General features: G+C 41.5%; 32 protein-coding genes and 1 tRNA gene. 21 read left to right on the top strand and 12 right to left on the bottom strand.

The features are described 5' to 3' along the window. Positions 1-2: 2 nt before the first annotated feature. Positions 3-1055, bottom strand: coding sequence for a site-specific DNA-methyltransferase (locus NAQ_RS06020; protein WP_100182684.1), 1053 nt, complete (start codon positions 1053-1055; stop codon positions 3-5). A gap of 131 nt (positions 1056-1186) precedes the next feature. Here NAQ_RS06020 and NAQ_RS06015 point away from each other — a divergent pair, with 131 nt between their 5' ends. The 3 genes from NAQ_RS06015 (at position 1187) to NAQ_RS06005 (ending at position 4420) form a co-directional block, all read left to right on the top strand. After that, positions 1187-3556: a sensor histidine kinase gene (locus tag NAQ_RS06015; RefSeq protein WP_100182683.1), complete on the top strand. Its 2370-nt coding sequence runs from the start codon at positions 1187-1189 to the stop codon at positions 3554-3556. After that, entirely contained in the window at positions 3553-3954 is a 402-nt protein-coding gene (locus tag NAQ_RS06010; protein WP_100182682.1) for a DNA-binding transcriptional response regulator, read from the top strand. Before NAQ_RS06015 ends, NAQ_RS06010 begins: the two co-directional genes overlap by 4 nt. Positions 3955-4123: 169 nt before the next feature. Further along, entirely contained in the window at positions 4124-4420 is a 297-nt protein-coding gene (locus NAQ_RS06005; RefSeq protein ID WP_100182681.1) for a hypothetical protein, read from the top strand. Here NAQ_RS06005 and NAQ_RS06000 read toward each other — a convergent pair whose 3' ends face one another. The 3 genes from NAQ_RS06000 to NAQ_RS05995 are packed head-to-tail and all read right to left on the bottom strand — an operon-like array spanning position 4421 to position 6076. Beyond that, on the bottom strand, positions 4421-4978 hold the full coding sequence (locus NAQ_RS06000; RefSeq protein ID WP_100182680.1) for a class I SAM-dependent methyltransferase: 558 nt from the start codon (positions 4976-4978) through the stop codon (positions 4421-4423). Then, positions 4966-5130: a hypothetical protein gene (locus NAQ_RS10130; protein WP_162858667.1), complete on the bottom strand. Its 165-nt coding sequence runs from the start codon at positions 5128-5130 to the stop codon at positions 4966-4968. The genes NAQ_RS06000 and NAQ_RS10130 overlap by 13 nt, the downstream gene beginning before the upstream one ends. 31 nt (positions 5131-5161) lie before the next feature. Beyond that, a complete protein-coding gene (locus NAQ_RS05995; RefSeq protein WP_100182679.1) occupies positions 5162-6076 on the bottom strand; it encodes a branched-chain amino acid transaminase in 915 nt (304 codons plus the stop codon). Positions 6077-6160: 84 nt separating this feature from the next. On the opposite strand from NAQ_RS05995, the gene NAQ_RS05990 reads away from it, so the two are divergent. Next, entirely contained in the window at positions 6161-6361 is a 201-nt protein-coding gene (locus NAQ_RS05990) for a hypothetical protein (RefSeq protein WP_100182678.1), read from the top strand. Positions 6362-6545: 184 nt separating this feature from the next. Here NAQ_RS05990 and NAQ_RS05985 read toward each other — a convergent pair whose 3' ends face one another. Then, positions 6546-7961, bottom strand: coding sequence for an amino acid kinase family protein (locus tag NAQ_RS05985; RefSeq protein ID WP_100182677.1), 1416 nt, complete (start codon positions 7959-7961; stop codon positions 6546-6548). Positions 7962-8000: 39 nt separating this feature from the next. Beyond that, complete coding sequence (locus NAQ_RS05980) at positions 8001-9011, bottom strand: glycosyltransferase (RefSeq protein ID WP_100183487.1); 1011 nt, start codon at positions 9009-9011, stop codon at positions 8001-8003. A gap of 56 nt (positions 9012-9067) precedes the next feature. Between NAQ_RS05980 and NAQ_RS05975 the strand changes: the two genes are divergently transcribed. Continuing rightward, positions 9068-9141 (top strand) — tRNA-Val (locus NAQ_RS05975). Positions 9142-9285: 144 nt separating this feature from the next. On the opposite strand, the gene NAQ_RS05970 is transcribed toward NAQ_RS05975, so the two are convergent. Next, complete coding sequence (locus tag NAQ_RS05970; RefSeq protein WP_100183486.1) at positions 9286-9720, bottom strand: acyl-CoA thioesterase; 435 nt, start codon at positions 9718-9720, stop codon at positions 9286-9288. Positions 9721-9845: 125 nt separating this feature from the next. Between NAQ_RS05970 and NAQ_RS05965 the strand changes: the two genes are divergently transcribed. Genes NAQ_RS05965 through NAQ_RS05955 form a run of 3 tightly spaced genes read left to right on the top strand, consistent with a single transcriptional unit; the run spans position 9846 to position 11233 of the window. Then, positions 9846-10136, top strand: a complete 291-nt coding sequence (locus NAQ_RS05965) for a hypothetical protein (RefSeq protein ID WP_162858666.1) — start codon at positions 9846-9848, stop codon at positions 10134-10136. Between the two features lie 2 nt (positions 10137-10138). Next, entirely contained in the window at positions 10139-10939 is an 801-nt protein-coding gene (locus NAQ_RS05960; protein ID WP_100182675.1) for a hypothetical protein, read from the top strand. Between the two features lie 42 nt (positions 10940-10981). Next, positions 10982-11233, top strand: coding sequence for a hypothetical protein (locus tag NAQ_RS05955; RefSeq protein WP_100182674.1), 252 nt, complete (start codon positions 10982-10984; stop codon positions 11231-11233). Positions 11234-11277: 44 nt separating this feature from the next. On the opposite strand, the gene NAQ_RS05950 is transcribed toward NAQ_RS05955, so the two are convergent. Beyond that, positions 11278-12159, bottom strand: coding sequence for a radical SAM protein (locus tag NAQ_RS05950; RefSeq protein WP_100182673.1), 882 nt, complete (start codon positions 12157-12159; stop codon positions 11278-11280). Between the two features lie 75 nt (positions 12160-12234). Here NAQ_RS05950 and NAQ_RS05945 point away from each other — a divergent pair, with 75 nt between their 5' ends. The 5 genes from NAQ_RS05945 to NAQ_RS05930 all read left to right on the top strand — a co-directional run bounded on the left by NAQ_RS05945 (position 12235) and on the right by NAQ_RS05930 (position 15318). Beyond that, the gene (locus NAQ_RS05945; RefSeq protein ID WP_100183485.1) at positions 12235-12537 is read left to right on the top strand and encodes an ArsR/SmtB family transcription factor; all 303 of its coding nucleotides are present in this window, start codon (positions 12235-12237) and stop codon (positions 12535-12537) included. Between the two features lie 25 nt (positions 12538-12562). Further along, complete coding sequence (locus tag NAQ_RS05940) at positions 12563-12847, top strand: DUF8036 family membrane protein (protein ID WP_100182672.1); 285 nt, start codon at positions 12563-12565, stop codon at positions 12845-12847. A gap of 80 nt (positions 12848-12927) precedes the next feature. Next, positions 12928-13050, top strand: a complete 123-nt coding sequence (locus tag NAQ_RS10425) for a hypothetical protein (RefSeq protein ID WP_256387146.1) — start codon at positions 12928-12930, stop codon at positions 13048-13050. Positions 13051-13247: 197 nt separating this feature from the next. Continuing rightward, positions 13248-14309 (top strand): homospermidine biosynthesis protein, encoded by a 1062-nt coding sequence (locus NAQ_RS05935; protein WP_100182671.1) that lies wholly within the window; start codon positions 13248-13250, stop codon positions 14307-14309. A gap of 73 nt (positions 14310-14382) precedes the next feature. Beyond that, positions 14383-15318, top strand: a complete 936-nt coding sequence (locus tag NAQ_RS05930; protein ID WP_100182670.1) for a deoxyhypusine synthase — start codon at positions 14383-14385, stop codon at positions 15316-15318. A 16-nt stretch (positions 15319-15334) separates the two neighbouring features. On the opposite strand, the gene NAQ_RS05925 is transcribed toward NAQ_RS05930, so the two are convergent. After that, entirely contained in the window at positions 15335-15745 is a 411-nt protein-coding gene (locus NAQ_RS05925; RefSeq protein WP_100182669.1) for a universal stress protein, read from the bottom strand. 134 nt (positions 15746-15879) lie between these two features. Next, a complete protein-coding gene (thsA, locus tag NAQ_RS05920; protein WP_100182668.1) occupies positions 15880-17568 on the bottom strand; it encodes a thermosome subunit alpha in 1689 nt (562 codons plus the stop codon). A gap of 289 nt (positions 17569-17857) precedes the next feature. Here thsA and NAQ_RS05915 point away from each other — a divergent pair, with 289 nt between their 5' ends. After that, the gene (locus NAQ_RS05915) at positions 17858-19399 is read left to right on the top strand and encodes a high affinity choline transporter 1 (RefSeq protein ID WP_100182667.1); all 1542 of its coding nucleotides are present in this window, start codon (positions 17858-17860) and stop codon (positions 19397-19399) included. Here the strand turns inward: NAQ_RS05915 and NAQ_RS05910 are convergent, their stop codons facing one another. Next, entirely contained in the window at positions 19400-20410 is a 1011-nt protein-coding gene (locus NAQ_RS05910; RefSeq protein ID WP_162858665.1) for a tetratricopeptide repeat protein, read from the bottom strand. It abuts the gene before it with no gap. Positions 20411-20512: 102 nt separating this feature from the next. Between NAQ_RS05910 and NAQ_RS10125 the strand changes: the two genes are divergently transcribed. After that, positions 20513-20680, top strand: a complete 168-nt coding sequence (locus NAQ_RS10125) for a hypothetical protein (protein WP_162858664.1) — start codon at positions 20513-20515, stop codon at positions 20678-20680. Between the two features lie 98 nt (positions 20681-20778). Continuing rightward, the gene (locus NAQ_RS05905; protein WP_100182665.1) at positions 20779-21342 is read left to right on the top strand and encodes a hypothetical protein; all 564 of its coding nucleotides are present in this window, start codon (positions 20779-20781) and stop codon (positions 21340-21342) included. Here the strand turns inward: NAQ_RS05905 and NAQ_RS05900 are convergent. Continuing rightward, entirely contained in the window at positions 21339-21590 is a 252-nt protein-coding gene (locus tag NAQ_RS05900) for a hypothetical protein (protein WP_100182664.1), read from the bottom strand. The two genes, NAQ_RS05905 and NAQ_RS05900, sit on opposite strands and share 4 nt — an antisense overlap. Positions 21591-21834: 244 nt before the next feature. Between NAQ_RS05900 and NAQ_RS05895 the strand changes: the two genes are divergently transcribed. The 5 genes from NAQ_RS05895 to NAQ_RS05875 are packed head-to-tail and all read left to right on the top strand — an operon-like array spanning position 21835 to position 24974. After that, entirely contained in the window at positions 21835-22956 is a 1122-nt protein-coding gene (locus NAQ_RS05895) for an agmatinase family protein (protein ID WP_100182663.1), read from the top strand. Next, positions 22953-23342: an urease subunit gamma gene (locus NAQ_RS05890; RefSeq protein WP_100182662.1), complete on the top strand. Its 390-nt coding sequence runs from the start codon at positions 22953-22955 to the stop codon at positions 23340-23342. The genes NAQ_RS05895 and NAQ_RS05890 overlap by 4 nt, the downstream gene beginning before the upstream one ends. Positions 23343-23351: 9 nt before the next feature. Next, positions 23352-24119 (top strand): sulfite exporter TauE/SafE family protein, encoded by a 768-nt coding sequence (locus NAQ_RS05885; protein WP_100182661.1) that lies wholly within the window; start codon positions 23352-23354, stop codon positions 24117-24119. 56 nt (positions 24120-24175) lie between these two features. After that, a complete protein-coding gene (locus tag NAQ_RS05880) occupies positions 24176-24628 on the top strand; it encodes a hypothetical protein (RefSeq protein WP_100182660.1) in 453 nt (150 codons plus the stop codon). Beyond that, positions 24618-24974, top strand: a complete 357-nt coding sequence (locus NAQ_RS05875; protein ID WP_100182659.1) for a reverse transcriptase-like protein — start codon at positions 24618-24620, stop codon at positions 24972-24974. The genes NAQ_RS05880 and NAQ_RS05875 overlap by 11 nt, the downstream gene beginning before the upstream one ends. Positions 24975-24996: the final 22 nt, after the last annotated feature.

Raw genomic sequence — 24996 nt, 5'->3', positions numbered from 1 at the left:
CACTAATTATCGATGAATTTTCTTCGTTTTGTGCCATTGATCTTTAATGGTTCTTCAAGTAATTTGTATTCTGATTCAAGAACTCCACTCTCTTGTAATCGCCTTTTTACAATATCAATTGCAACATGATTCTTGTCAATTCCAACCCAATTTCTCTGTAATTTGTGCGCAGAAATCAGAGTTGTTCCACTACCGCAAAATGGATCTAACACCAAGTCGCCTTTTTTAGTAGAGCATCTAATTATGCGATCTAGTAGTTCAATTGGTTTCTGAGTTGGATACAAAATGGATTTACGATTTTTTATTTGATGATTATTGATGTCTGACCAAATGTCACTCAGTGGTATGCCTTTCATGTCTTTCAAATATCGTTTTAGCTTTGGAACTGTGTTGGGTCTGGTTTGTACTATTTTTCCTTCTTTGTAAAGACGTAGCATCTTCTGCTTACTGTATCGCCAGTACTTGGTGAATCCTAGGAATTCGTATCTGGGATTGCCTTTGGATGCACCACCAGGGCCAGACAAATCACCTAATGCATAGCGTTCCCCCGTTTTTCCATCTACGTTTCTGTATGCTCTTTTTTTGTATTCATCAGAATAATTGTCATAGATCTGATTCCACGTGTAGTCCTTAGTCTTTGAATAAACTAAAATTGTATCATGCATTCGTCCAAAAATTTTTGCACCTTGCTTAGAGTTGTTCTGTGAGTTATGCCTTTTCCAAATTATCTCGTTTACAAAGTTGTGGTATCCAAATATTTTATCCAACTCAACTTTGAGATAATGACTCGCATGCCAATCACAGTGAAGAAAAAGCATACCAGTTGGATGCAAAATTCTCAAAGATTCTTGTAACACATTTCTCATAAAATTCAGATACTCGGAAATTCCATTCTTCCAAACATCATCAAATGTAATTCTTTTTCCATCATAGCTGTCTGATTCAAATGAGCGATTTGTAAAAAATGGCGGGTCAAGATAAATGAGGTTCGCTTTTTTTGAACTTGTATCTTTTAGTACGGATAACGAATCTGAATGAATGAGAATATTTGTCATGATTGTTGGTGTTATCGGTTGATCTTTAACATAATTAGATAAAAAGATTAGACTTTTTCGAGGGAATATTAGACAAACTCCACATGAATAGAGAGAATTTAAAATGGTAGATTCGATAATACAAGCGTTTAATGAACAAGCCCGATTCCTTAAAGTATTCTGTATCTGGAAGATTAACAAAATTACTTGGTAGAGAATCAGTATCTACTGATGAAGCAGCATTATTTGAATTAGTAAAAAATTCCTATGATGCAGATGCAACAAAGGTAATTGTAAAATTTGAAAATATTGATTCCTTTCAAAAAGAATACAAAAAACTAGAAAAAATTTACAGTGAAATCTTATCCGCACTTAGAGCCTCCAAGACCAGTCTTTCATTAGATGAAATAGAACGACTAATTCAAAACGATCCTAAATATCTCGAACAAGAACACATCGTCAATGAATTAATGAAAAAAACAAAGATTTTGATCACTGATAATGGTAATGGCATGACAATAGATCAAATACAAAACAAATGGATGAAAATAGGTGTAAGCAAGGAACAACACGAGATACTCACATCAAAAGGAAGACGAGTAGTAGGTGAAAAGGGGGTAGGAAGATTTGCCGTAGAGAAACTATCTAACAAAGTAACTCTACGATCTAGACCACGTAACTATAATCAAACAATCATGTTCACGTGTGATTGGAGTGAATTTGAGAGAGCAAAAAATCTTACCGATGTCAAAATTCCAATAACGTACATGAAAAAAGATCCATCTGATCATGGGTTAACAATATTGTTGGAAGATTTGCGAGAAGCGTGGACTGAGAAAAAAATTAAGAATTTTTTAAATCAACTATCAATGTTAATCCTACCAAAATCACACGCTAGCTCTAACTTTGAAGTAAAAGTCGTTTATCAGATGAACGGAAAAGAGCTAAATATTGAAGTAGAAAGCAGTCTATTCAAAATAGCACCATACAAGTTTGAATCCATACTCTCAGAAGATTCTATGATAAGATTCACCTCATTTTGGTATAAAGATGAGCAAATCATTCCAAACAAGCGTAAAAAAGAATACAATGAGTTACTTGATGTATTTCCATTTGTGCGATATGATGTTGATGGTACTAGATTAGGAGAAGCAGCAATTGCAAAATGCGGCCCAGTAAAGTTAACATTTTACGGCTATCCCTTTGATCCGTCTGGCAGAGATTTGGGATGGTCTGATTGGTATGGTAAAACAAGAGTGGAACAAATACAACAAGATGTTGAATATGCGTCAGGAATCAAGATCTACAGAGATGGATTTCGTGTAAGACCGTATGGTGATCTAAACAATGATTGGCTAGGAACTGGTTCTAGTGCACGTGCAGCAGCTGGAAAACTACCACCAAAAAATATCATTGGTTGGGTAGAGATCTCTAGAGACAAAAACTCTAATGTTCTGGATACTACCACAAGAGAAAAAATTATTGAAAATGAGGCATTCAATGATCTCAAAGATTTTGTCACAGAGTCTATGCGCAGATACTATGTTTTCTCGGAAAAACGACGTCAAGAAATAATCAAAAAAGAAACTCGGAAAAAAACCCCCTCATTAGTAGTCAAACTCACAAAATTTGTTGAAGAGGATTCTAGTATGACCAAGAGCACAAAAGAAAAGTTACTGGGATCACTAAATGAAATTCAAGAAAAATTAGTAGGTGAAGAAAGAACAGAATACGCAACTAAAACCTCATTGATGGATGAACTGGGAGCATATAGGAACTTAGCATCATTAGGAATAACCACTGGTGCTGTATCTCACGAAGTTAAAGACTATCTAAAGAAAATTCTCTTGCATACCGGAGTACTAAAACGAACAATAGATGGTACAACAATTGATCAAGAAAAATTAAAACAAAGTCTTGATATTATAGCACCATCAGTAGAAAATCTTTCAAGCTTTATGACTTTGGTTAGCGGTTTTACCTCTGATCTATCTAGTCGCAAAAAAGAATTTCGTATGAAGAAAGAAATTAACTTACACAATGAAATAGAGGAAATAAAACAATCATTATCTGGAATATTCAGTAGATGGAACATAGAACTAGAAAATAAAGTGCCTTCACAATTACCAAAATTGTACATGTACAAAGCAGATATTCAATCCATTCTGCTTAATCTGATTTCAAACTCAATCAAGTCATTAAAAATTCTGGTATCCGAAAGACGAGAACTGGGTAAAAAAGGAATTATAAGAATTTCAACTTACACAACAAAAACCGACATTACAATGTTTGTAAGTGATAACGGTATTGGCATTCCAACCATCGACAGAGGTCTTGTGTTTGACTTGTTCTGGACTAGAGCCGCATCTCATCAATCTGTAAAAAGCGGTAGTGGGTTAGGATTACCAATAATCAAAGAAATAATTCGAGATTATAAAGGTGATATTTCAATTGAAAAATCTGAACTTGCTACTGGAGCAACCTTTAAGATTGTATTTCCTAAATCTGAGATATTGAGATGAGTCAAAGTCTTATTATCTACATTGATGATGACCAAGCTATAACATTAGCTCTTGATAATTATTTTAAATCGAGGAAATATGAAATAGAATTTTTGAATGAATATGACTCTGACACATTCATCAAGTTCTTACAAGAGAAGAAGCCACGAATAATTATTGTAGATGATGATCTAAATGGTGAAACACATTATGCACATATTGCACAAGATGTGAAACGCGCATTTGCCGGCACTGATCATAAAATTCATCTTATTGGATGCACTGGCGAAGAAACCGATCTAAAAAGTATGAAACGGAATTACAAAAATGAAGGATATTATGATTTTCTACCAAATAATGGGGAACCTAAACAACTAGATCTAATCTGCGCAGTAATCGACAAAATTTTTACATTGTAAATCATTATAACAGAAAATAGAAAAGTATAATCATCAGAACATCATACCCATACCGAGGCATGAACCGCGCATACTGCGTGGTATTGGGATACGGACTAACCACCAGACCCGCTACTATACCTGAAATTCAAAAATAGTTTTTTATTAAATCGGCTAGAGTGTCTTTTTAATGGTCAATCTTGACATTCGCGTCTTTGAGAACTATACCATACAGGACATTTTGGGTGAGATGCCGCAAGCTGACCAAAAACTACAGGAAAAGCTGGAAAAAGAAACAAACACCCTGATACAAAATCTTGATACTAAATCCAAGTCGGAACTGCAAGAGATTTTGTCACAACATTTGAAAGCAAAGCAGGAAATGACCAAGTTCTCTGGCGCCCAAGCCATGGACCAGTCCAAAATAGAGATGTTTCACGAATTTTTATCAAAATACATAACTGCAATAGAGTCCAAAATAAAATAATCAAAGCTTTCTTAGTAACGTAAATCTGGACTTTTTAGGCTCGATCTCCTCATGCATGTCTACGTTGCTGATTACTTTCACCTTATAATCCATCCAATGTTTTTTCATGTTTCGCCCATATGTGACTGGACTGTCGCTGATCTTTTCCTCATTTTCAGAAAACAACTCTATGTTGAAAATGTATTTTTTTGATACGCGAAACAACTCGGCTACTGCCTTTTTGATATCTTGAGAGTCAAGGTAATTCATTACGTTTCTTGTAAATACCAAATCAATGGAATTGTCCTCAAATGGAATTGTACAAATGTTTGCAGTCTGAAAGTTAAACTTTGGCAGATTTTCATTTGCCTGCGTAATGGCCAGCTCAGAAATATCGATTCCGTTAACGTTTGACTCGTCTGGAAATAACTTTAGGTCATTTCCCGCGCTACATCCTACTTCTAGAATGCTTTGTGCCCGCAGTGAGATTGCCAAATCGGGGATGAATTTTGCCATCTCATAGTTAAAGTTGCCAAGATGATTCTTTGCGTAATCATCCCAATATTCTAGTGCTGGCATTGGCAGGGAACCATCTTGGTGTCAAATGTACAGTCGTGCGGGCCTTCTGATCTGGCATCCACTGCCATTTCTTTCATGCATTCAGAGTGCCTTCCTTTTTTGCAAAACCAGCAAATCCTGTCTGTGCTTCCACCGACTGAACACGAGTCCATGATTGTAATTTGATATAATATGTAAAAAACCTTAGAGGTATTGTAACCAGTGGATGAATCGCTCGTCTTTGCCCATTGCTACATCCATGAATGATTTTTGCAGGGATTTGGTGACATTGCCCATTTTGCCGTCTGCTATGGTTACATCGTCTACTTGGGATACCGACTTGACCTCGGCTGCAGTTCCGGTCATGAATATCTCGTCTGCTGAATATAGATCGTCTCGCTCTAGCTCTTGTTCTGCAATGTCCATGCCGTTTGATTCTATTATCTGGATTACAGAGTCTCGTGTGATTCCTGCAAGGCATCCTGATGTTAGCGGCGGCGTGTAAATTTGGCCATCCTTTACAACAAAAATGTTTTCTGCACTGCCTTCGGCTATTTTTCCATGATAGTTTAGCATGATTGCTTCATCGTATCCGTTTTTGAGTGCCTCTACTCTTGCCAGAGCCGCATTTGCATAGTTTGATGCTGCCTTTGCCTGCATTGGCTGTGATCTGGAGTCGATTCGCAGCCAGCTGGATATTTTGCATTTTGCACCGGTCTGCTTTCCTGCTTTTGATTCGCCCATCTTCCACTCCCAGCATGCAATGGAGACATCAACCTTGTTTGGAGTGGGAGTCAGGCCCATGGTGCCATATCCGTAATATGCCAGTGGTCGAATATAGCACTCCTTTAGGGTGCTTGCCTTTACTGTCTTTACTATGGCGTCTGTTATCTGCTCTTTTGTGTATTCCATTTTCATCGAATACAGTTTTGCGGACCTGAAGAACCTATCAACATGTTCTGGCAGTCGAAATATTGCAGAGCCCTTTGGGGTGTTGTAGCAGCGAATTCCCTCAAAGACTGCTGTTGAATAATGTAATGCATGAGTCAGTACGTGGACTTTGGCATCCTTGAATGGTACCAGCTTGCCGTTCATCCAGATTTTTCCTATCTCTTTCATAGAATGTCGGAAAAGCGCCACTAATTAAAAAATTATCCGAAAAGCCCATGCACAACTAAATAGTGGGATTGGCATTATGATACCATGGAAATAGCGTCATCCATTCTAGCCATGGGCCTAGTTGCCGCAGGCCTAATTGGGCAGGGCTTTGAGATGAAAAAGATTCGAGCCTCAATTAGGACTGATGAGCAGATGAGCCCAAAGAATGTCTTTACAGATAGGCGTAACTTCAAGTGGTACGCACTGATTGCCGCAGGCCTGGTTCTAAGCTTTACCAAGTTTTAGGATTCGTGCCTAGCTCGCAAAAAGTTCTAGAGGAACTATATAGATCAGGTCTAAATATTCCGATCGCATAGTATTATCAGCGCGTGTTTTGGGTAACGCCGGGCTAATTCTAGACTATGGCCCATGAACAAACCCAGCATGGAACTCTTGGATGACCAAGGGCTCCATATGCGATTTGTACTATTCAGGAGAAGGTGATTTTTGACCTTTCGGAATGAACAGCACGAATCGCTGTCTCTATGTTATCTGCAGAATCATCGACTACTATTATGACTCGTGACGTTTCTTCCTGCGCATCCATGTTCAGGATGTTGAGGCCAGCGTCTCCTATTCTGGAGCTTGCCTTGGACACGATTTGGTGGACTCGCCACATCTGGTCGCCAATTAGTGTTATGACGCCCCGATTATACTGTATGGTAGCTAGCGAGTCAAACCCAAGAAAGTATCGCTCGTTTCGCTTGACATAGTCTGCATCCAGGAATAAAATTCTTGTAAACTCGATGTCATCCTTGGTAAATGGCGACAAAATCACAAACTCGGAATAACGCTTTTCTTTTTCCAGCGATTCTAGGAGTGCTTCGGCGGCGACGCTTTCTATTTTGAGAATTGCACAGTTTTTTTTGCCTGTAACTATCTTTAGTGGGTGGCCATTCTGGTTGTCTGATTTGCGCAGTATTGTCGTGGTTTTGCTGGGATCCTTCATGTTTGTAATTATGATTGGCATGTCTACTCCGTTTTCCAGAATTTCCTTGATTGCAATTGGATCCAGTATCTTCATGCCAAACATGCCTGCAATTCTTGCCTCATTGTATGACAGCAGTGTAATGTCTTCTAGCTCCTTTGATACTATTCTTGGGTCTGCTGACACCACTGCACTGTCTTTTTCAAAGTCGATTCTAGTGTCATATTTTTTGTGGAACAAAATTCCAAGATCTGCAGCTGTTCTATCTGAGCCTCCACGCTCGTATGTTGTTTCGACTCCGTCCGCAGTTTTTCCGATAAATCCTCCAATGGATACCACTTCATTGTTTTTGACTAGATCCTCTAGCGGTCCTAGCCTTGCGGCAGACTCTGATGCAAGGAAATTAGTCGACTCGATATTGTTGTCGGTAATGATAGGCCAGGCGTCATAGCTTGCAACGTCTGACTTTAGGCCGGCACTCTTGAGGATGTAGCTCATCACATACGACATGAGGATCTCGCCTGAGAACGCAAGTGCACGTGAGCGGACCTCGTTTGAAAATGATTTTTTGTCTTTTGCCTCAGAAAACGTCTGGGTTGCCCTTGCAAGAAATGAATCTATTGTCTTTTGGCATTCGGATTTGTACTGATCCGACACTAATGATAGGATTTTCTGGTATGATTGCTTGATTGGTGTAATGTCTGGCATTGCACCCTCCTCTGCCTTTCTGCCAATGTATAATGCTAGGTCTGTGAGTGATTTTCTTTTTCCCTCGTGCATTGTAAGCGGAGCTGAAAAAACTGCAATTACCTTAGAGTCCTGCTTTAGTTGCTTTATTCGTAATACAATATCTGATACAAACTCGCCGTCAATTCCGCTTGCGCTTCCGCCAAACTTTGCTACTACAAGTCTTTCCAAGTAAGATTGGTTGCAATTAAAACCACTTTTAAGGGTACGCTATGAATATTGCAAAATAATCTCGGCTGCCTTTTTTGCGCCGTCGGTCTGCACCTGTGCACGCCTTGACTCTAGCTTTTGCGGAATCAGAGAATCTAGCTTGTAAATGTCATCAAAGAAATAGCCTTCCTCTTTTGCATTGTCTTCCTGCTCAAAGTGGCCCTTGATTGGAATGAAAATTCCCGGCGTGCCATACGCTTTTGATTCGTCTATTGTGGATTTGCCGGCAAGTGAGATCACCAGGTCTGATGCAAAAATTATCTCATGCAAATTATTTACAAAGCCCAAGTTCCTGACGTTTTGATTTTGGATTTTCAGTGTTGGGCCGCTGACGAGGACCAAGTCTACATCCTTTAGCTTGGAGGCCGCCTCGATTGTTTTCTGGATTAGGAATCTTCCTGCATCTGTCCCACCGACGCTTGCAACTATGGTTTTTTTCTCAAATCCGAGCCTTTTTCGTAGCTCCTCTCTGGTGTATTGTGTGGATCTTACTATTGGGCCGACTCGCCTAATGTTGTCTTGATCTTGGCCTGACTCTGGGAGTATTACCATGTCGCATTTTTGGATGATTTCCCTCATGGATTTGTTCATCTTTTTTTCTATAATCGAGCCTATTCCCTTGGTGAATCTGGTCTCCAAAATGTCTGTGATCAGTATGGTTGGAATGTTTTTTTGCTGCGCTATTGCCAGCGAAGCAAAATCCTCGTCACTTACTATAATTTGGGGGCGCTCAGAACTGATGAATCTGTCTGATATTTTCTTGCAGTCCTTGTAGTACTGATAGTATTTCCAAAGCCAGCCTAGCGAGCCCTGTAGCACTCCATTTTGCACATCAAAGTTTGGCGGGGTATACTCGTCATTTACCGAAAATCCGTACTCTGAGATCAGCTTGGCAGCACCTGCTCCTGTGAGAAACTTTGGCGGTTTTTGCAAAAACTGCGCTATTGCGACATCGCGTGTTGCATGTCCTAGTCCTATTGGGCTGCAGAAAAACCCGATGTTTTGGTTCAATGATTTTTGTGTTGAATCTCTCAAAGTTTAAATGGTTTCTGAAAAGGAATTTTGCTGGGCTCATAGTCCAGTTGGTTATGACGTCGCCCTTACACGGCGAAGACCCTGGGTTCGAATCCCAGTGGGCCCATTTTCACATTAAACATACAGCACCTTACTATACTGTAATAACATAATTACTCATGGAAATACAAACAAAGACTCCAAAATTCAGGTGGGGAACAATATCGGAGCAAAACTCTGGTCACACAAAATCTGAATGGGGATCTGGCGACTAGTTTTTTGCCTTGTTGCGCTTTTTTTCCTTGATTCTCTGATTCATTCGCTTTATGCCTTGGACAAATCTCTGCCTTTCTTCCTTGGTTTTGAGGACTAGTTCTGGAACTTGTGTTGGCCTGCCGTTTTCATCCAGTGCTACCGATGTTACCAGTGCGGTTCCAGTCAGAGTCTTGGTCCCGCGGATCAGGTCTTCTGCTTCCACTCGCACCTCGATTTCCATTGAAGACTTTCTGACCGCATTTAGTCTTGCGTTGAGAATCAATGCGTTTCCAACATAGACTGGCTTGAGAAAGTCCACCCGGTCTATGCTTGCAGTTACTGCGTTTTTTCTGGAATGCCTGTGGGCCACAATTCCTGCGACAATGTCAATATGTTTGAGTATCTCTCCTCCAAAGACATTTCCTGCCGGATTCGCGTCATGGGGAAACATTCTTGCTATTACCTCGACTTTGGAGTCGTTTACGGTTTTCTGCTCCAAGAACTCAACTTGGAGATCTGAGGTATTTCTTGTTTTGCAAGCTTAATGCTTTTAAGGGAATTTTTGGAATAGTGCATATGGCAAGTGACTCACATGAGGACGCCCAAAAGGCGTTGGTAAGTTTTGTAATAGAGCGAGTTCTTCTCAATGTGGGCCAGCTTGCGCTGGATGAAGTAGGCCACAGATTATATGAAAAACACCGATGTTACTTTTCTGACTGTCTGCAAAACCCGCAATATCTTCGAGAGGTACTGGAAGAATTGTTTGGAGACAGCTACAAATCAATTACGATTGAAATCCGAAAAAGACTAGATGAGCTACAAGACCAAAAACCAATATCAAACTTTCTTGGTGTGATTTTAAAATAGTCTTGCAAACCAATACTGGGCTAATCAAGTGGCCTCTTGCTGTTTCACTGGGAGTAATAGCTGCGGTAATTGGAATATTGAATGTTTTTGGCCAGGCCAATCTCATACTCGCCTCAAATGCACTAAACCTTGGAATCATTGCTCCATTTGTTGTATTTTCCCTGATTTTGGTTGGACGCAACAAAACTGCGGGAAACCTCGGTAAAGCCTGGATCTGCTTTGCTGTGTTTGCCATTAGCTGGTCAGTTGGCGAGATAATCTGGGCAGCAGACGAGCTAGTGTTCCAAAAGGATCCGTTTCCGTCTGTGGCCGACTTTTTCTGGCTGCTTGGCTATCCTGCATATTTTGCGTTTGCCATATTGTATATTCGGCCATTCAGAAATTCAATAACTCCAAAAACTATTGCACTTGCCACGTCTGTGTCTGCTACGTTGATGGCTTTTCTGGTTTATTGCGCAATTGCAAAATCAGATTTGCCTGAATTTGAGACCGCACTCTTGACTACATATCCAATAGGAGATGCAATATGCCTTGCCCCAACCGTAATAGGGTTGATGCTGTTCTTGAGAGGCCAAGTCAATTTCACTTGGCTGCTCTTGCTGATTGGCATGTTCAGCTTTGTCGTGGCGGACTCTGCCTATCAGGTGTTGTCTCAGGATGACCTGTATTATACCGGCCATCCATTTGACATTGTATATCTGTGGGCGTACGTGTTTTTTGCATTTGGGGTGTATCATCATCTCAAGGTCTTTAGGACAAAAAATCAGGAAAACCGATTCTATGATCAGAAAAACCTCAGATGAGCCACAAAAATATTTTTACTGCAGCATGCAACAAACCATGAATTGGCAGATTTCTCATTCAACGACAGACTAGTCATAGTGCAATATGCCATTCAAAAATACGAAAACGAGACTGTATTGCTTGAGAAGCTAAAGACGGTGCTATCTGAAAAAGATGCGCAAAGAAGCATCGATACCTTGATTGGAACCCAGCGGGTGCGCAGAATAGGACCAGAAATTTTGCAAAACAACACCTCACATACCGAACTGCCGGATCTGCCGGAAAATCTAAAGCCAATTATTGACAGCTTGTAGTCTGAAAATCTAGTCAAATAACAATAGATGAGAATTTTTGAATTCTAAAAGCCGCGAAGACCGACAGGCCTGACTACTTCGGGGTGCTGCTTCATCCAAGCTATTTTGTCTAGCATCATCTGTTTGTCCTGGGGGAAGGTTCCCTTGATAGTATAGGCATTGGAGCCATGGTTTGCTCGAAATATTATTTGATCTGTAACATTGATTTGTGATACTAGGTCTTCCAGCTCTTCTCGCGCCTCGGCATCAGAAACGGGAATGAAAGGCTCGCCGAACTTGTCCAAAAACTCTTGCTTGATCCCATTTTCCAAGTATAAAGTCAGGGCGCCTACATAGTGAGGCGTTGCGGCATTGATGACCTGGGCTGTTCCGCGAATGTGTTCCTTGGAGTGGGTCTTGCCTCCTAGGCCCAAAATTATCATGCATGACAGTATGTAGCCTGCATCCTTTGCCTTTTTGCATGCGCGAATTATTGTGGCAGATGTTGCACCCTTGGTTACTTTTTTTAGTATTAGATCAGAGCCGCTCTCTATTCCAAGATAAAACATGTCTAGGCCTGACTCTCGTAATAGTTTTAGCTCTTCTGGCGTTTTTTTGAGAACATTCATCGGCATTGCATAGCATGCGATTCGCTCCAAGTTTTGGAATTTTTCCCGCAAGTATCTTACTATTTTTTGCATGTATTCTACTGAGAGATTTAGTGCATCGCCATCTGCCAAAAAGATACGTCTTGTGTCTGGAAGCATTTTTGCCATCATGTCGATTTCTGCTTTTACCTCTTCCCATGGTCGCTCTGAATATTCCTTGGATCGGTACATGTCGCAAAACGAGCACTGGTTAAATGAGCAGCCCAAGGTAACCTGGAAGATGAGCGAGTCTGCCTCCGATGGCGGCCTATACAGTGGATAATCATAGTTTAGCATCATGATATGACTAGGTGAATTTGGTAATATTATTTTTGTACACTATGTTTTTCTAGCTTCTCGAAACCTTTGAGGGCATTGGCAAATGATCCGTATGCAAAGAGGCTACTTTGGTTTGTGTTTGCGGGATCTCGCGGAGGCGCGAACAGGCTCAGGCTCGTGCAGGCAATCAGGCAAACGCCGCTAAATGCAAACCAGCTTGCAAAAGAACTGGGCTTGGATTACAAGGCAATCATTCACCATGTGGAGGTCTTGGAGAAAAATAACATTATTTTACGAATTGGGGAAAAATACAATGTCACATTTTTTGTCTCTGGGTTTTTGGAGGCAAACATGGACTCGTTTTTGGAAATAGTGCAAAAACTGGAAAAAAGTAAATAAGTATAGCAAAGGTGGTTTTCTCTACATGGAACAAACATCAGCAATCCTATCTGGCGTATCGATAGCAAACATGATTGTGCTTGGAGTTCTGATGTTTGTCTTTGGAAGAATGTATGTCAGAACCAAGGCGCAACTTCCACTTGGCATGATATTGTTTTCTGTAATGCTGTTTTTGCACAATACCATTGGAGCATATGCGTACTTTTCCATGTCGACATTGTTTGCACCTGAGATCTTTCCATATTTGCTTGGGGTGCACATTGCCGAGCTTGCAGGAATTTTGATATTTCTTAAAATCACAATGGACTAGCTTGGGATCAGATTTTTCAAAAAAAGCCACAAATCATGAGTAAAACAAGATTTTTGTATGTGTCTGAGGCCAGACTAACAATGGTTAGACTAAGCGATCTGCGAGCCTGCAAACAATGTCATATGGTGTACTTTAAGACGGCATCAGAAAAATGTGCGCACTGCAATGCATCAGCACACCAAGAAGAAATCAAATTTGACTAGTCTGCAATGGATTCTCTATACTTTTGGTATACGTAATTTACCAAATTCTGGATCAAATTGCAAAAATCAAATCATCGTCTGTAATTTTTTTTTCGCAATAATTTTTTCATTTCAGATCTGTAATCTTTTTCCTAAATTTTTTATCGAAAAAATTTGCATCATTAAATATATTATCTAGTGGAGTTTGCTATGAATAGATGAGCCATCATCATTTTCATGGAAAAAACATTCCTCATGTACAAATAAGCCCAAACATGAAAATTGAAGATCTTGTAGAAATTTATTCCAATTCTGGATACAATGCAAGACAGCTCGGCGAAGCTGCAAAGCTCTTTGGCAAAATGATTGAGGATGACGCAACAATCTGCCTTACTATAGCTGGTGCCATGACGCCAGTTGGGTTTGGGGGGCTCTTCAAGTCTCTAATCGAAAGAGGCTTTGTTGACTGGATAATATCGACTGGCTCTAATCTGTACCACGAGGACCATTTTGCATGGAACCTGCCCGTAAAGCAGGGACATTTTGAGGTCGATGACATGGTTCTATACGAAAAAGACATTGTCAGAATAAGGGACGTGTACATCAAAGGCGAAGAAACGCTCAAAAAACAAGACAAAATCGTGCAAAAAATGTTTGATAACAACTTTTTTGACAAGCCGTTCACCACTGCGGAATTTGCAAACTGGATGGGCAAATATTCTAAAGAACATTCCAAGAGCCCGCAGAAAAGCTTCGTCGTGTCTGCATATGATTATGATGTGCCGCTTTACATCTCGACACTCAAGGATTCCTCACTTGCGCTTGATCTGGCACCACTTAGGCTTGCCAACAAGCCATTTGAGCTGGATTTTGTGCGAGAGATAATCGAGCAGGCGGCAATTCTGTACAATTCAAAAAAGGCTGGAATTGTCGAAATTGGCGGCGGTGTTCCAAAAAACACCGCTCAACAAACAGGCCCGCTCTTGGATCAGATATTGGGCCTAGGACATGGCGGACAAAATTACATTATTCAAATTACTGATGCTAGGCCTGACACAGGAGGCCTGTCCGGCGCCACGCTACAAGAGGGAAAGAGCTGGGGCAAAGTAAAGGATTCGCATGAGGACGTAGTTGTAGTCTATGCGGATGCCACCATTGCGTTTCCTGTACTGTGCCTTTATGCACTAAGCACGCAGAAAACCCGCAAGCCAAAACGACTGTACAAAAAACTAGACCAATACTACAAGGATCTGTCCGAGACTTATTTTAGCAAAAAATAATTCTCAGAGACATGCAAAATCCGCAAAAGGCAAATTTTCAAAGAATTTATACCGTGTACAAAGTTGGTAATGGATGGAAGAGCACCGCAAAGTAAAGGACATTTCAATTAACAAAGATGATGACCTTCAAAGCATCTTTAGGCAGCTCTCAGAATCGGGCGGCTTTGAATCAAGAAATCTTGCCGACGGCCTTGAAATTCTCTCTACTATGATAAACGACAAGGACTGCCTCAAGTTTCTCTCGTTTGTTGCCGCAATCACGTCCACCGGCCTTCGGGGAATAATTACTGACATGCTTCGCAGAAAAATGTTTGATGTTGTTATTACTACATGCGGCGCACTGGACCACGACATTGCTAGATACTTTTCGCATTATCTGGAAGGCTCGTTTACCTTGGATGACTCTAAATTATTGGAAGAAAACATTCACAGGCTGGGCAACGTGCTTGTACCAATGGACAGCTACGGGCCAATAATTGAAGAGAAAATGCAAATGTTTCTAGAAGAAGCCTACAAGTCCGGCAAGAGAGAAATGTCAACTGCAGACATTACTAAAATGATTGGCGAGCATCTTGGCGAAGGCTCGTTCCTTTATTGGGCGTACAAAAACAACATCCCAGTAATAGTGCCGGGAATTGTAGACGGTGCCGTGGGCAGCCAGATTTGGTTATTTACGCAAAAGCACAGAGACTTTAAGCTAAATGTAGTATCTGACAGCGAACTATTGTCTTCGCTTGTCTTTAAGGCAAAAAAATCCGGCTCGCTCATGTTGGGCGGTGGAATATCAAAACACCACACCCTGTGGTGGAACCAGTATAGGGATGGCCTAGATTATGCTGTGTACATCACCACTGCCCAGGAGTTTGACGGAAGCCTGAGTGGAGCTTTGGTCCGAGAGGCAATCTCGTGGGGCAAGGTTACACAAAACGCAAAGCAAACCACAATACATGCCGAGGTAACTACAATTCTGCCGTTTCTTTACCAGGCGTTATTGTCTAGAATCAAATAATGAATATCTAGTCTGGCTATTTTACAAGCAAGACTTCTTTTTTTGAGCTGGACACGACACCATGCGAAACACTGCCAAGAAGCTTAGAACCCCAATCGGCCCTGCCAAGCACAATTAGATCAAAGTCTTTTTCGTGTTCTAGGAGTGTTTCTCTTGGTTGTCCCTTTGCAATGATCTGGTCAAATTCCACTCCCTCTTTATTGCATTTTTCCTTTGCAATTTCTAAAAATTTCTGAGCGTTTTCTTTTTCATATTTGCGCCAGCTTTGCTCTAATGCTACGTAGAGATTTCTGGGTCGTGGGGCAAGAACGTAAATGCCTGTAATTGAGGCGCCGACGCCTTTAGCTATTGGTAATGCCACATTCAAACATCTGTTTAAGCTAGATTCGTTTCCTATTGCTACAAGAATTTTCTTGATTGTTTTCATGCAATAGAGAAGCTTGTTTTACGTAAAAATGTTTGCACATTTGTGGATGTTTTTTGTTTTTGCCAATTACGTAATGTACGAATCTCATGTACAAAAAACTAGACGTACTTTACCAATAAATTACGCAAATCATTTTAGTAGTAATGGTGCATCTGGCGCTGTTCTAGTCCTTCCTGCTCAAAGTGATTGTGCGCCTTTCCTCCGTCATGGTGAGCATGGACGGTTCCATCAATGTGGCAGTGAGTGTTGTCAATTTCGTCCTTCATGAATATGTCGTTGACGTTGAGTATCATGTTGGCTATCTCGACTCCCGTTCTGATGAACTGCTGCTTTACCGCAAGCGTCTCGATAATTTCGCCTGGGGGTATTTCTGAGACCTTTCTGTTCTGAGAGTCTATTCCGTACCATTTTAGCGATCCATCTTGGCAGTTTGCGTATTTTGATCTAAGCTGCGTGAGTGTGTCTATGGGATCCATCCCTACGTTTCTTGCAAGCGTTATCGGAATCTCCTCTATTGCATCTGCGAATTTCTCAATTACTATTTGCTCTCGCCCTTCTATTGTTGCGCTCTGCTTCCTTACATTGTTTGCAATGATTGCTTCAGTTGAGCCGCATCCCCTGACAATAAACGGATTTTCGATAAAATTTCGCAGAACATAGATTGCGTTTAGCGTGTCACGGTGGAATTCATCAAGATAACGCTTGGAGCTGCACCTCAAAAGTATGGTCAGGGATTTGGAATCGTTGCATCCATCTATGAACAACATCTTGTCGCCGCCGACATTTTTCTCATAGACCCTTTTTGCAAATCCAAGCTCATCCTGTGAAATGTCTTCCACACTCTTGCACGTCTTTGCCCCAGTTGATCTTTCTAGCCACAAAAGATCGTTTATCTTTGCCCTGCGGAGTGAGATCACTCCGTTCTTTGCGAAATATTCCTGCGCAATGGAATTGATTCCCTTTCTTGATATTACTACATTGGCGCCGGAACTGACAATTTTTTTTGCCTTGGCAAGTATGTCTATTTTTTCCTGATTCAAATAAAGCACCATCTGCTCGGGGGAGTCGATTTGAATTTGCTCATCTGTTTTTGTGCGCATCATTTCTAGTGGCTCGTTTAGCAGGAGAATTTTGGCATTTTCGATGCTGCGCGGCATGGCAGAATCATCAATTGTCTTGTCGATTACTGTTCCTCTGACCAGCTGGATTTTGTTTGTGTTTCCTGCCTTTTCCTCAATCTTTATGTCGTCTACGTCTAGTGAGTTTTTTTGAAAGTTTGTTATGCTAAAAACCGCATCCACAATCAAATCGACAATCTGCATGTCTTCGGGGACTAGGTCTGCAATTGCCTTTCCTGCAAGACACGAGGTGACAAGCCTGTGCATGATTTTTTTGTCACGGTTGTCCTCTTTTTTCTTGATTTTATCTAGCGTGTCTAGTGCAAATTCCAGGGCTTTTTCATAACCGCGGATGATTGTTGGGGGGGATATTCCCATTTTCAGCAGTTCCTCGGATTTTCTTAGCAGCATTCCGATGAGGATAGCAGAAGAAATCGTCCCATCGCCAACATGGGTGTCTACTGCATTGACTCCCTCGATGATCGCTTTGGCAGCTGGAAGCTTGAGATCGACCTTTCTTAGAAGGGCTCCGCCGTGCCTTGTGCATGTGTCGTCGCCTAGAATATCGATGTAGACCTTGTCCATGCCTCGAGGCCCAAAACTGGTTCTGATCACGTCCAGAATTATTCCGCCTACAACCAAATTCAATTTTCTAGACTCTTCGACTCGCGCTACATCATGATTGAGCAGTTCTGGATACTTCATCCTCAAAAGAAAACTCGTTAAATTATTAAATCTTATACCGCGATATGATCAGATCTTAACAAATCATTTTCTGATCTTTTTGCAAAACAGACTAACATTGATGTCTTGTAGCTGATCGATTCGATTATTTTGCTGGCATGGTTCTGGTAAAATGTATAGTACGTAAGTTTTTGGAAATAATTATTTTTTTTCCCAAAAAATATGAATTTCTTATATTGTTTTGGAATCGTAATACGTATAATACTTGATTTTTTCAATATTTATATAATTTTTCAATCATAACTTTGCGATGGTTGAGCTTGGGGGATATGGGATTGCCGTAATTGCGTTTCTTGTATTTTCGCTGGTTATTGGCAGCCTCACGTACAGACTAGTTCAAAAAAGTGGAAAAAGGCTGATCGTTGCAGGAAAAAGCCTACCGCTGTTAATGGTTGGAACCATGTTTGTGGCGCAGTCCGTTGATGGAAACTCGTCACTAGGATCCGTGGCGCTAATCTTCCAGTTTGGTTTCTGGGGCGGTGCAGTAATTCCAATAGGGCTGGGAATCTGTCTTTTGATGACTGGCCTAGTCTATGGAAAAAAGCTCAACAAAATGTCCATGTTTACATTGCCTGACTATTATTTTAGACGATACGGAAACGCCGCAGAAGGAATGTCTGGCGTATTGATGATAATCAGCTTCACCATATTGGTTGCAGGAAATTTTGCCGCAAGCGGCTTTATCTTGGAAACTACGCTGGGCATACCATTTGTGTGGGGAATAATAATTGCGGCCCTAGTAGTAATGACATATACAATTGCGGGAGGGCTATTTGCCTCTGCATATACTGATATTTTCCAGATATATCTTGCAATTGGCTCGTTCTGGGCGGCATTTTTGTTCTTTGCAGGAGGATTCTCTGGAGTTCCATTTGACACAATACTAGCTAGCTCTCCACCGTCACATCTTGATCTATCTGGGTTGTTTGATGTGGCAAACGGCGCTCTGATCAATTGGGCAGGAATTCTTGCCTTGGGGCTGGGCGACATTGTTGCACTGGACTTTATGGAAAGAGTCTTTGCGGCAAGAGATCCAAAGACGGCTCGACGTGGTGCGTTCATGGGAGCAGGACTGACATTCTTTACGGTATTGCCTGTCGGCATGCTTGGTATAGTGGCAATTCACTTTTTGCCGGGACTTGAGGATCCGTACCATGCACTGCCGAGCTTGGCACTCAACCACATGCCGTTTGCAATAGGTGCGGCGCTTTTGATGGGAGTCCTTGGCGCATCCATGTCTACTGCAAACGGCGGACTACTTGCAGTATCTAGTGTGATATCTAGAAACCTGCTCCAAAGAATAATCAGGCGAAGGTGGCTAGGCAAGGAGGCTTGGAATGATTCTAAATTATTATGGATAACCAGACTAGCAGTGATTCCAGTCATGATATCTGCGCTCACTCTTGGCTATATTATGCCCCAGCCTGGAATCTATCTTATTCTTGCATTTGACATTGTGTTTGCCGGAGCACTTGCCCCACTCACACTTGGACTGTTCTGGAAAAAGGCAAACATGCCTGCCGCCGTAACGTCGCTTATTGTCGGCTCTGCGCTAAGAATGTTGATGTTCTTTGTTGTTCCTCTGGAATGGGCAGGACTAGATACCATGATACCTCCGCCAATATCGTTTGCGCTCTTCATCATAGTGGCGCTGGCAACTCAGAAAAAATGGCCCGGCAAGGAAAGGCACGATGTCAACGACTATGTGCCTCCAGAAGAAGACTTGATATCTGGCGAAGACCTCAAGCACTTTAAGCTGGCCGGAGACGGTACCAAATCTACTGCAATCTAGTCACTTTGTGAAACGGCGCTTTTTTTGCCTGTCCAGTATTTTGCTTTTGTAGTGCAGGGCTCTGGGGTTGTTGGGATCAAGCTCTAGTGCCCTGTCGTACCATTTGAGTGCCTCATCTAGCTTGCCGCGCTCAAAGAGCAGATATCCCTTGTAGCTTAGCGCATAGACGTATCCTGGGTCTATCTCAATTGCCCTGTCGCAGTACATCATTGCGCTGTCATACTTTTTTTGGTGAGCCAAAAGCCAAACCATGGTAGACAAAGCCTTGACGTGATTTGGGTTTGACTGCAAGGCCTTGCTACAATACAAAATGGCCTCGTCATATTTTTTTAGGAAATGAAGGGCGACTCCCTTGCTGTAGAGGGCGCGGACATTGTTTGGCTCTATCTCTAGAGCCTTTTCAAAACATGATATTGCTTCTTGGTATTTTCCCATTCTGTTTTGCATGAATCCTTTATGGAGATATGCTTCTGTGTTGTTTGGTTGAATCTCCAATGCCTTGTCAAAAAAAGACATGGCGTCCTTTGGGCGCACGCCGAGCAGATCAAGCAAAAACCCCTTGGAGATCAACGCGTGAACGTTTTCTGGGTTGCTCTCCAAAGCCTTTGAGTAAAAAGCAAGTGCCTCTTGGTATTTGCCCTGCCTTTGAAACCTGCCTCCCTCATCATACAAATTTGCCGATTCGTTGTATTGTATGCTCAAAGATGCGTCAAAATACGACTTGGCCTCTTCACTTTTTCCAAGCATGTCTAGTGCAAGCCCCTTGTTGTATAGGGCAGAGGAATTCTCAGGCTCTACCTCTAGAACTTGGTCAAAACTTGCTATTGCCTCTTCTGTCCTCCCAAGACGGCTGAGCGCCAATCCTTTCTGCAACAGAGCAGACGTGTTTTTTGGGTCTTCCTTTAGGACCAGATCAAAATACGGTATTGCCTCAGCAAAGTTGCTTTTTGCTGCCAATGAGATGCCCTTGCTGAGCGGATCGTCTGAGCCCTTGTGAAAAAATTTGAACACTAGTTTTGTTGTGGTTTGTTTTGGATTTATTTTTTGTCTATTTTGGTCCGGTACATAATAACACATAGAAGTTTTATTAATTTGGGCTAATCTTGATTTTCAGTGGTAAGCAAGCAAAACATAGTTGCCGTGATACTGATTTTGTTGGGAGTTGGCCTAACTCAATTCAAACCTGGCGATGCCTTTACTGTGGGACTTGGTGTTGGCACAATTGCAATGGCGTCGGCGTGGATAGTGGTTCTCATAATAAGGGATTTGAAAAAGAAATAATTTTTTTCCATAATCATACAATTTTGCGGGCAATTGCAGTGGAATAATTTTTCTCCAAAAAACATCAAAATTAATATAACTTCTGTGCCAAACTGTGTGTGCCAAGTCAAGGATATTCTACAATTGGATTAAAGCCTGACATTCTTACAAGACTGCAAAACATAACTAATGTGTATTATCCCGGAATGTTTCTACCAAGCACGCTGATAATACTGATGAACGAAGTTAAACGTGGATATTATTCTGTAAACTTGCACAACCTCCGACTAGATCTGTCTGGGCGATACAACTCCATTACAATACGACTGGATGTTTCAGATTGGCTGAGGGAGAATTACAAAGAGATGAGCGAGGACTATGAGAAAAAATACAATGTCAAGGGATTTAGCAGATTTACCAGCTATTTTCTGGCCAATCTTTTTGAGTCAAAACTTGACTCCCAAAATCACGTAATTCGGCTAAAAGAGGCTGATTTCGGTTGGCTTCAGGAAGAATATGCGAAATTCAAGGCTAACAACAAGGGAAAATACCCGGTGCCGACATTTGAGAAATTTGCCGATGTGTATCTTAATGAGCTGTCCAATAAAATCAAGGCAGCAAGGGAAATTCTGACTCTGTCAAACATTTCAAGCAATCTGGATTTTACAAGTAAAAAAAATTAAAGTGGAGTCATTGTATCTAGTAGCCTAGCATTGGTTACTTGACCATCCTTTTCCTGTATTTCAAGATCCACTGTGTATTTTAGACCGTTTAGCATGAAATTTACTTGAACGTCCCATGCCTCTCTGGGTCCTTTCTCAGGAATTTGGAATGTCTCATTGACTCGAAAACCGGCCACATCTCCATATAGGGCAGAAATCACTCGCTTTGATTCTCTTTCAATGTCTTCTTTTGTGCTGACCCTGGTCATGTCTATGTAGAATGCTTAACATGTATAAAAATTTTGTAATTTTTTTTCCAAAATAATTTGATTTTGTTATTTGCAATTGTAACTACATTTGATGTAAATTTTTGAAATTCAAAAAAAGTAATTTACACATATTTGATTGAACTTTATTTGTTTTTCAGACAAAATTATATCATATTACACAATGCAATACGTAGTTTACTTGGAATGTTTAATTATTTGGCCACGATAATATTTTTGATAAAAAATGGGAATGGAATTTTACGGTAATGATTACAACGGGCCTGATGTTGCGCCATTTGTTGGAATAAACACATTTTTGCACCTGCCTTGGATTAGGACACACCAGGAACTAGTCCAGGCAAAACCCGATGTTGCAATCATTGGCGAGCCGTTTGATTTTGGAACCACAATTCGCCCAGGCGCTCGATATGGGCCACGTGCAATTCGTGCTGCTTCTACCATTCCTTCACCACCATATGAGAGATTTAACATAGAGACTGGCGCAGACCCATTTGGAACCTTCAAAACCGTTGACTATGGGGACGTCCAGGTTTCTCCGGGCGACGTAATAGAATCCCACAAAAGGATGACCCAAAAAGTCAAGGAAGTCCTAGACCAAGAGGGAATCCCAGTCATGCTTGGGGGAGACCACTCTATAACATTTGCAAATGTTCGCGCTTTTGCTAAAAAATACAAAAACATCGGCATGATTCACTTTGATACCCACGCCGACTGCGCACCGCAAGGACTCACTGGCTACAAGTATGATCACGGTGCACACATTAGAAGAATAATGGAGATGGGCTGCCTCAAAGGAAAAAACTACACATTGGTTGGCCCAAGAGGCTACTGGCCGGGACGTGACCTGTACAAGTGGATGTCAGACCAGGATTTCCAGTGGTTTACAATGCTTGATGTTGAGGAATTGGGAATTGACATGATTGCAAAAGAAATAGCTGACAGAGCCAATGATGGCACCGATGCAGTATACCTAAGCTGGGACATTGACTCTTTTGATCCTGCATATGCGCCAGGAACTGGTGAACCAGAACCAAACGGCCTAACATCAAGAGAAGGAATGAGAATGGTGAGATTGTTATCAAAATCATTTGATCCCGACAGATTTGCAATGGATCTAGTCGAAGTAGCTCCTGCATATGACGTAAGTGATAGTAGTTCATACAACGGAGGCATTACCTCCGGTCTTGGCCAGCGACTGATCATAGAGCTATTGGCTGGCCTATCACTTACAAAGAGAGGACTGGAAAACGGCGATCCTGTACGACCACACAACTACCGCGGAACAGGGAACACGTATCACTTTGACAAAAATATTCCGCGACCAAAGATACCCAAGCGGGATTGATCCACATCAAACTAACAGTAAAAGGGGAGCAAGACATTCCTCCCTTTACTAGTGATATCTCATACCTTAGCAAAACAGATGAGGAGATAGCTGCCAACTTGGTTGCCATGGTCAAAAGCAAGCTTGACAAAAATCTTAGAATCAACATCAATGAAAGCATTGCCCTGTATTCGGCGTTTGTAATATCTGGACTATCCAATGATATGCCAATAGAGCAAATTCAAAGGGATGCGTCTTGTCTACTAAGGCCAGAGCAAGTTATGATAGGGGTTCCTGAAACACTCAGAAAAATGTCCTTTGAGGTTACACTTGATGACTGCATCACAAGGATGGTTGTTTTGGAGACGCCAATTCGCATTTCTGACTATATCATAAAGTCTAGTTGAGGCGCAAAAATGATAGAAGAACTAGTCAAACAACTACCAACTGCAACGCCCTTCTTTACGCTTGTTGCCGGATTTGTGATAGGGCTATCTCATGCATTTGAGCCTGATCATGTGGTTGCAGTGGCAACGCAGAACTCCAAGCTATTGCAGAAAGGCTCGCCTTCGAGATTTTATCAAATTGGCGCATCTGCCGTAAAAAGTTCTATCCTGGGGGCACTGTGGGGGGCAGGACACACATCCGCACTTGTCCTAGTGAGCCTTTTGATCTTTGTGTTCTCGATGAGCATTCCAGAAAAGGTCTTTGGCAGCTTTGAGATTGGGGTGGGCTTGATGCTTGTGGCACTTGGCGTTTTTACATACCGCAAAAAAGCCTTGATTGGACAAAAACACATCCATCCTCATGCCCATGACAATCTGGTGCACACGCACCCTCACTCGCACGACAACTCCCACACACACGGGCACAAATCATACATCATTGGATGCATACATGGCCTTGCCGGCAGCGGAAGCCTGGTTGTATTGGCGCTCTCGACACTGAATAATCTGGAAAACATCCTGTCACTTGTGATAATGTTTGGCGCAGGCTCTATTGTTGGGATGATGTTGGTGAGTAGTGTAATAGGATTGCCGTTTTCGCTGGCGCGCAACTCTGGTAAAATTAACAAAATTTTACGCTATGTGGTTGGCTCTATTAGTGTTGTAATAGGAATTGACATTTTGTATGATGTCATATCAAGCGGAAATTTTGTTGGCCTTGACCTGCAATTCCTCTAGATTTTAAAAGAATCATATAAGACTAGTTTATCTGCAAGTTTTTTTTCCAAGAATTTATGAGACAAAAATATGCGGAATATCTGAAGCTAAACAAAAACCTGTTTTTGTCAATTGTTGTGGCAGTAATAGTATCTGCTGTGTCTGCACAACTTTTGGCAGAACAAGAAGACTATCTGAACAGCAGCTATACTTTACTAGTGGACCTTGTTGTTTTCTATTCTACCTTTGGTGTGTTGTACTATGTAGACAATAGAAAAAAATACCTTACAGAATCTGGCAAAATTGATTCGCCAAGACTCAGAAAGGATCTCTTAAAAATAATCACATCGGTTGGGTCAGGCGAGATAGTGTACATTGCAATTAGGTGGTATTTGCAATATTATCTTCTCACAATTAACTATGAGCCGTATGCGGCCTCGATAATTACGCACGTCATATCTGCTATGGTCTATCTGGTCATTGTTAATTTAGGAGTCAAGCTTACCAAGCTGTACAAAGATGGAACTTAGCGTCTACGTGGATGGCTCTGGGGGAGACAATGCCGGCTATGGGTATTTTGTCAAGGAAACAGGCGAATCCTTCTATGAAAAAAAGCCCGGAATCACAAACAACCAGGCGGAATACCTGGGAATAATATCTGCACTGGAAAGACTTGGGGGGCAGGGCAACGCAATTACGATTTACTCTGATTCCAAAAATACAGTATCTCAGCTTAATCACGAGTTTGCGATAAACTCGGAAAGCTTGCGCGAGCTTGCAAGAAAGGCGTGGTCCCTGATGGGCAAAATTCCCGATCTCAAAATAATCTGGATTCCGCGAGCTCAGAACTTGGCCGGAAAAATGCTTGGCAGCTAGAGATCTAAGAATAACTTTATTT

Origin of the sequence: Candidatus Nitrosotenuis aquarius, assembly GCF_002787055.1 — an archaeon.
GTDB lineage: Archaea > Thermoproteota > Nitrososphaeria > Nitrososphaerales > Nitrosopumilaceae > Nitrosotenuis > Nitrosotenuis aquarius.
Note: the sequence above shows the minus strand (reverse complement) of the source record. Positions and strands in the feature narration are given on the sequence as shown.

What these genes read in the sequence shown, in the direction of transcription:
- NAQ_RS06020 (WP_100182684.1), bottom strand. Translation starts at nt 1,055, where the DNA reads ATGACAAATATTCTCATTCATTCAGATTCGTTATCCGTACTAAAAGAT.
- NAQ_RS06015 (WP_100182683.1), top strand. Translation starts at nt 1,187, where the DNA reads ATGAACAAGCCCGATTCCTTAAAGTATTCTGTATCTGGAAGATTAACA.
- NAQ_RS06010 (WP_100182682.1), top strand. Translation starts at nt 3,553, where the DNA reads ATGAGTCAAAGTCTTATTATCTACATTGATGATGACCAAGCTATAACA.
- NAQ_RS06005 (WP_100182681.1), top strand. Translation starts at nt 4,124, where the DNA reads ATGGTCAATCTTGACATTCGCGTCTTTGAGAACTATACCATACAGGAC.
- NAQ_RS06000 (WP_100182680.1), bottom strand. Translation starts at nt 4,978, where the DNA reads ATGCCAGCACTAGAATATTGGGATGATTACGCAAAGAATCATCTTGGC.
- NAQ_RS10130 (WP_162858667.1), bottom strand. Translation starts at nt 5,130, where the DNA reads ATGGACTCGTGTTCAGTCGGTGGAAGCACAGACAGGATTTGCTGGTTT.
- NAQ_RS05995 (WP_100182679.1), bottom strand. Translation starts at nt 6,076, where the DNA reads ATGAAAGAGATAGGAAAAATCTGGATGAACGGCAAGCTGGTACCATTC.
- NAQ_RS05990 (WP_100182678.1), top strand. Translation starts at nt 6,161, where the DNA reads ATGGAAATAGCGTCATCCATTCTAGCCATGGGCCTAGTTGCCGCAGGC.
- NAQ_RS05970 (WP_100183486.1), bottom strand. Translation starts at nt 9,720, where the DNA reads ATGTTTCCCCATGACGCGAATCCGGCAGGAAATGTCTTTGGAGGAGAG.
- NAQ_RS05965 (WP_162858666.1), top strand. Translation starts at nt 9,846, where the DNA reads ATGGCAAGTGACTCACATGAGGACGCCCAAAAGGCGTTGGTAAGTTTT.
- NAQ_RS05950 (WP_100182673.1), bottom strand. Translation starts at nt 12,159, where the DNA reads ATGATGCTAAACTATGATTATCCACTGTATAGGCCGCCATCGGAGGCA.
- NAQ_RS05940 (WP_100182672.1), top strand. Translation starts at nt 12,563, where the DNA reads ATGGAACAAACATCAGCAATCCTATCTGGCGTATCGATAGCAAACATG.
- NAQ_RS10425 (WP_256387146.1), top strand. Translation starts at nt 12,928, where the DNA reads ATGGTTAGACTAAGCGATCTGCGAGCCTGCAAACAATGTCATATGGTG.
- NAQ_RS05935 (WP_100182671.1), top strand. Translation starts at nt 13,248, where the DNA reads ATGAGCCATCATCATTTTCATGGAAAAAACATTCCTCATGTACAAATA.
- NAQ_RS05930 (WP_100182670.1), top strand. Translation starts at nt 14,383, where the DNA reads ATGGAAGAGCACCGCAAAGTAAAGGACATTTCAATTAACAAAGATGAT.
- NAQ_RS05925 (WP_100182669.1), bottom strand. Translation starts at nt 15,745, where the DNA reads ATGAAAACAATCAAGAAAATTCTTGTAGCAATAGGAAACGAATCTAGC.
- thsA (WP_100182668.1), bottom strand. Translation starts at nt 17,568, where the DNA reads ATGAAGTATCCAGAACTGCTCAATCATGATGTAGCGCGAGTCGAAGAG.
- NAQ_RS05915 (WP_100182667.1), top strand. Translation starts at nt 17,858, where the DNA reads ATGGTTGAGCTTGGGGGATATGGGATTGCCGTAATTGCGTTTCTTGTA.
- NAQ_RS05900 (WP_100182664.1), bottom strand. Translation starts at nt 21,590, where the DNA reads ATGACCAGGGTCAGCACAAAAGAAGACATTGAAAGAGAATCAAAGCGA.
- NAQ_RS05895 (WP_100182663.1), top strand. Translation starts at nt 21,835, where the DNA reads ATGGGAATGGAATTTTACGGTAATGATTACAACGGGCCTGATGTTGCG.
- NAQ_RS05885 (WP_100182661.1), top strand. Translation starts at nt 23,352, where the DNA reads ATGATAGAAGAACTAGTCAAACAACTACCAACTGCAACGCCCTTCTTT.
- NAQ_RS05880 (WP_100182660.1), top strand. Translation starts at nt 24,176, where the DNA reads ATGAGACAAAAATATGCGGAATATCTGAAGCTAAACAAAAACCTGTTT.
- NAQ_RS05875 (WP_100182659.1), top strand. Translation starts at nt 24,618, where the DNA reads ATGGAACTTAGCGTCTACGTGGATGGCTCTGGGGGAGACAATGCCGGC.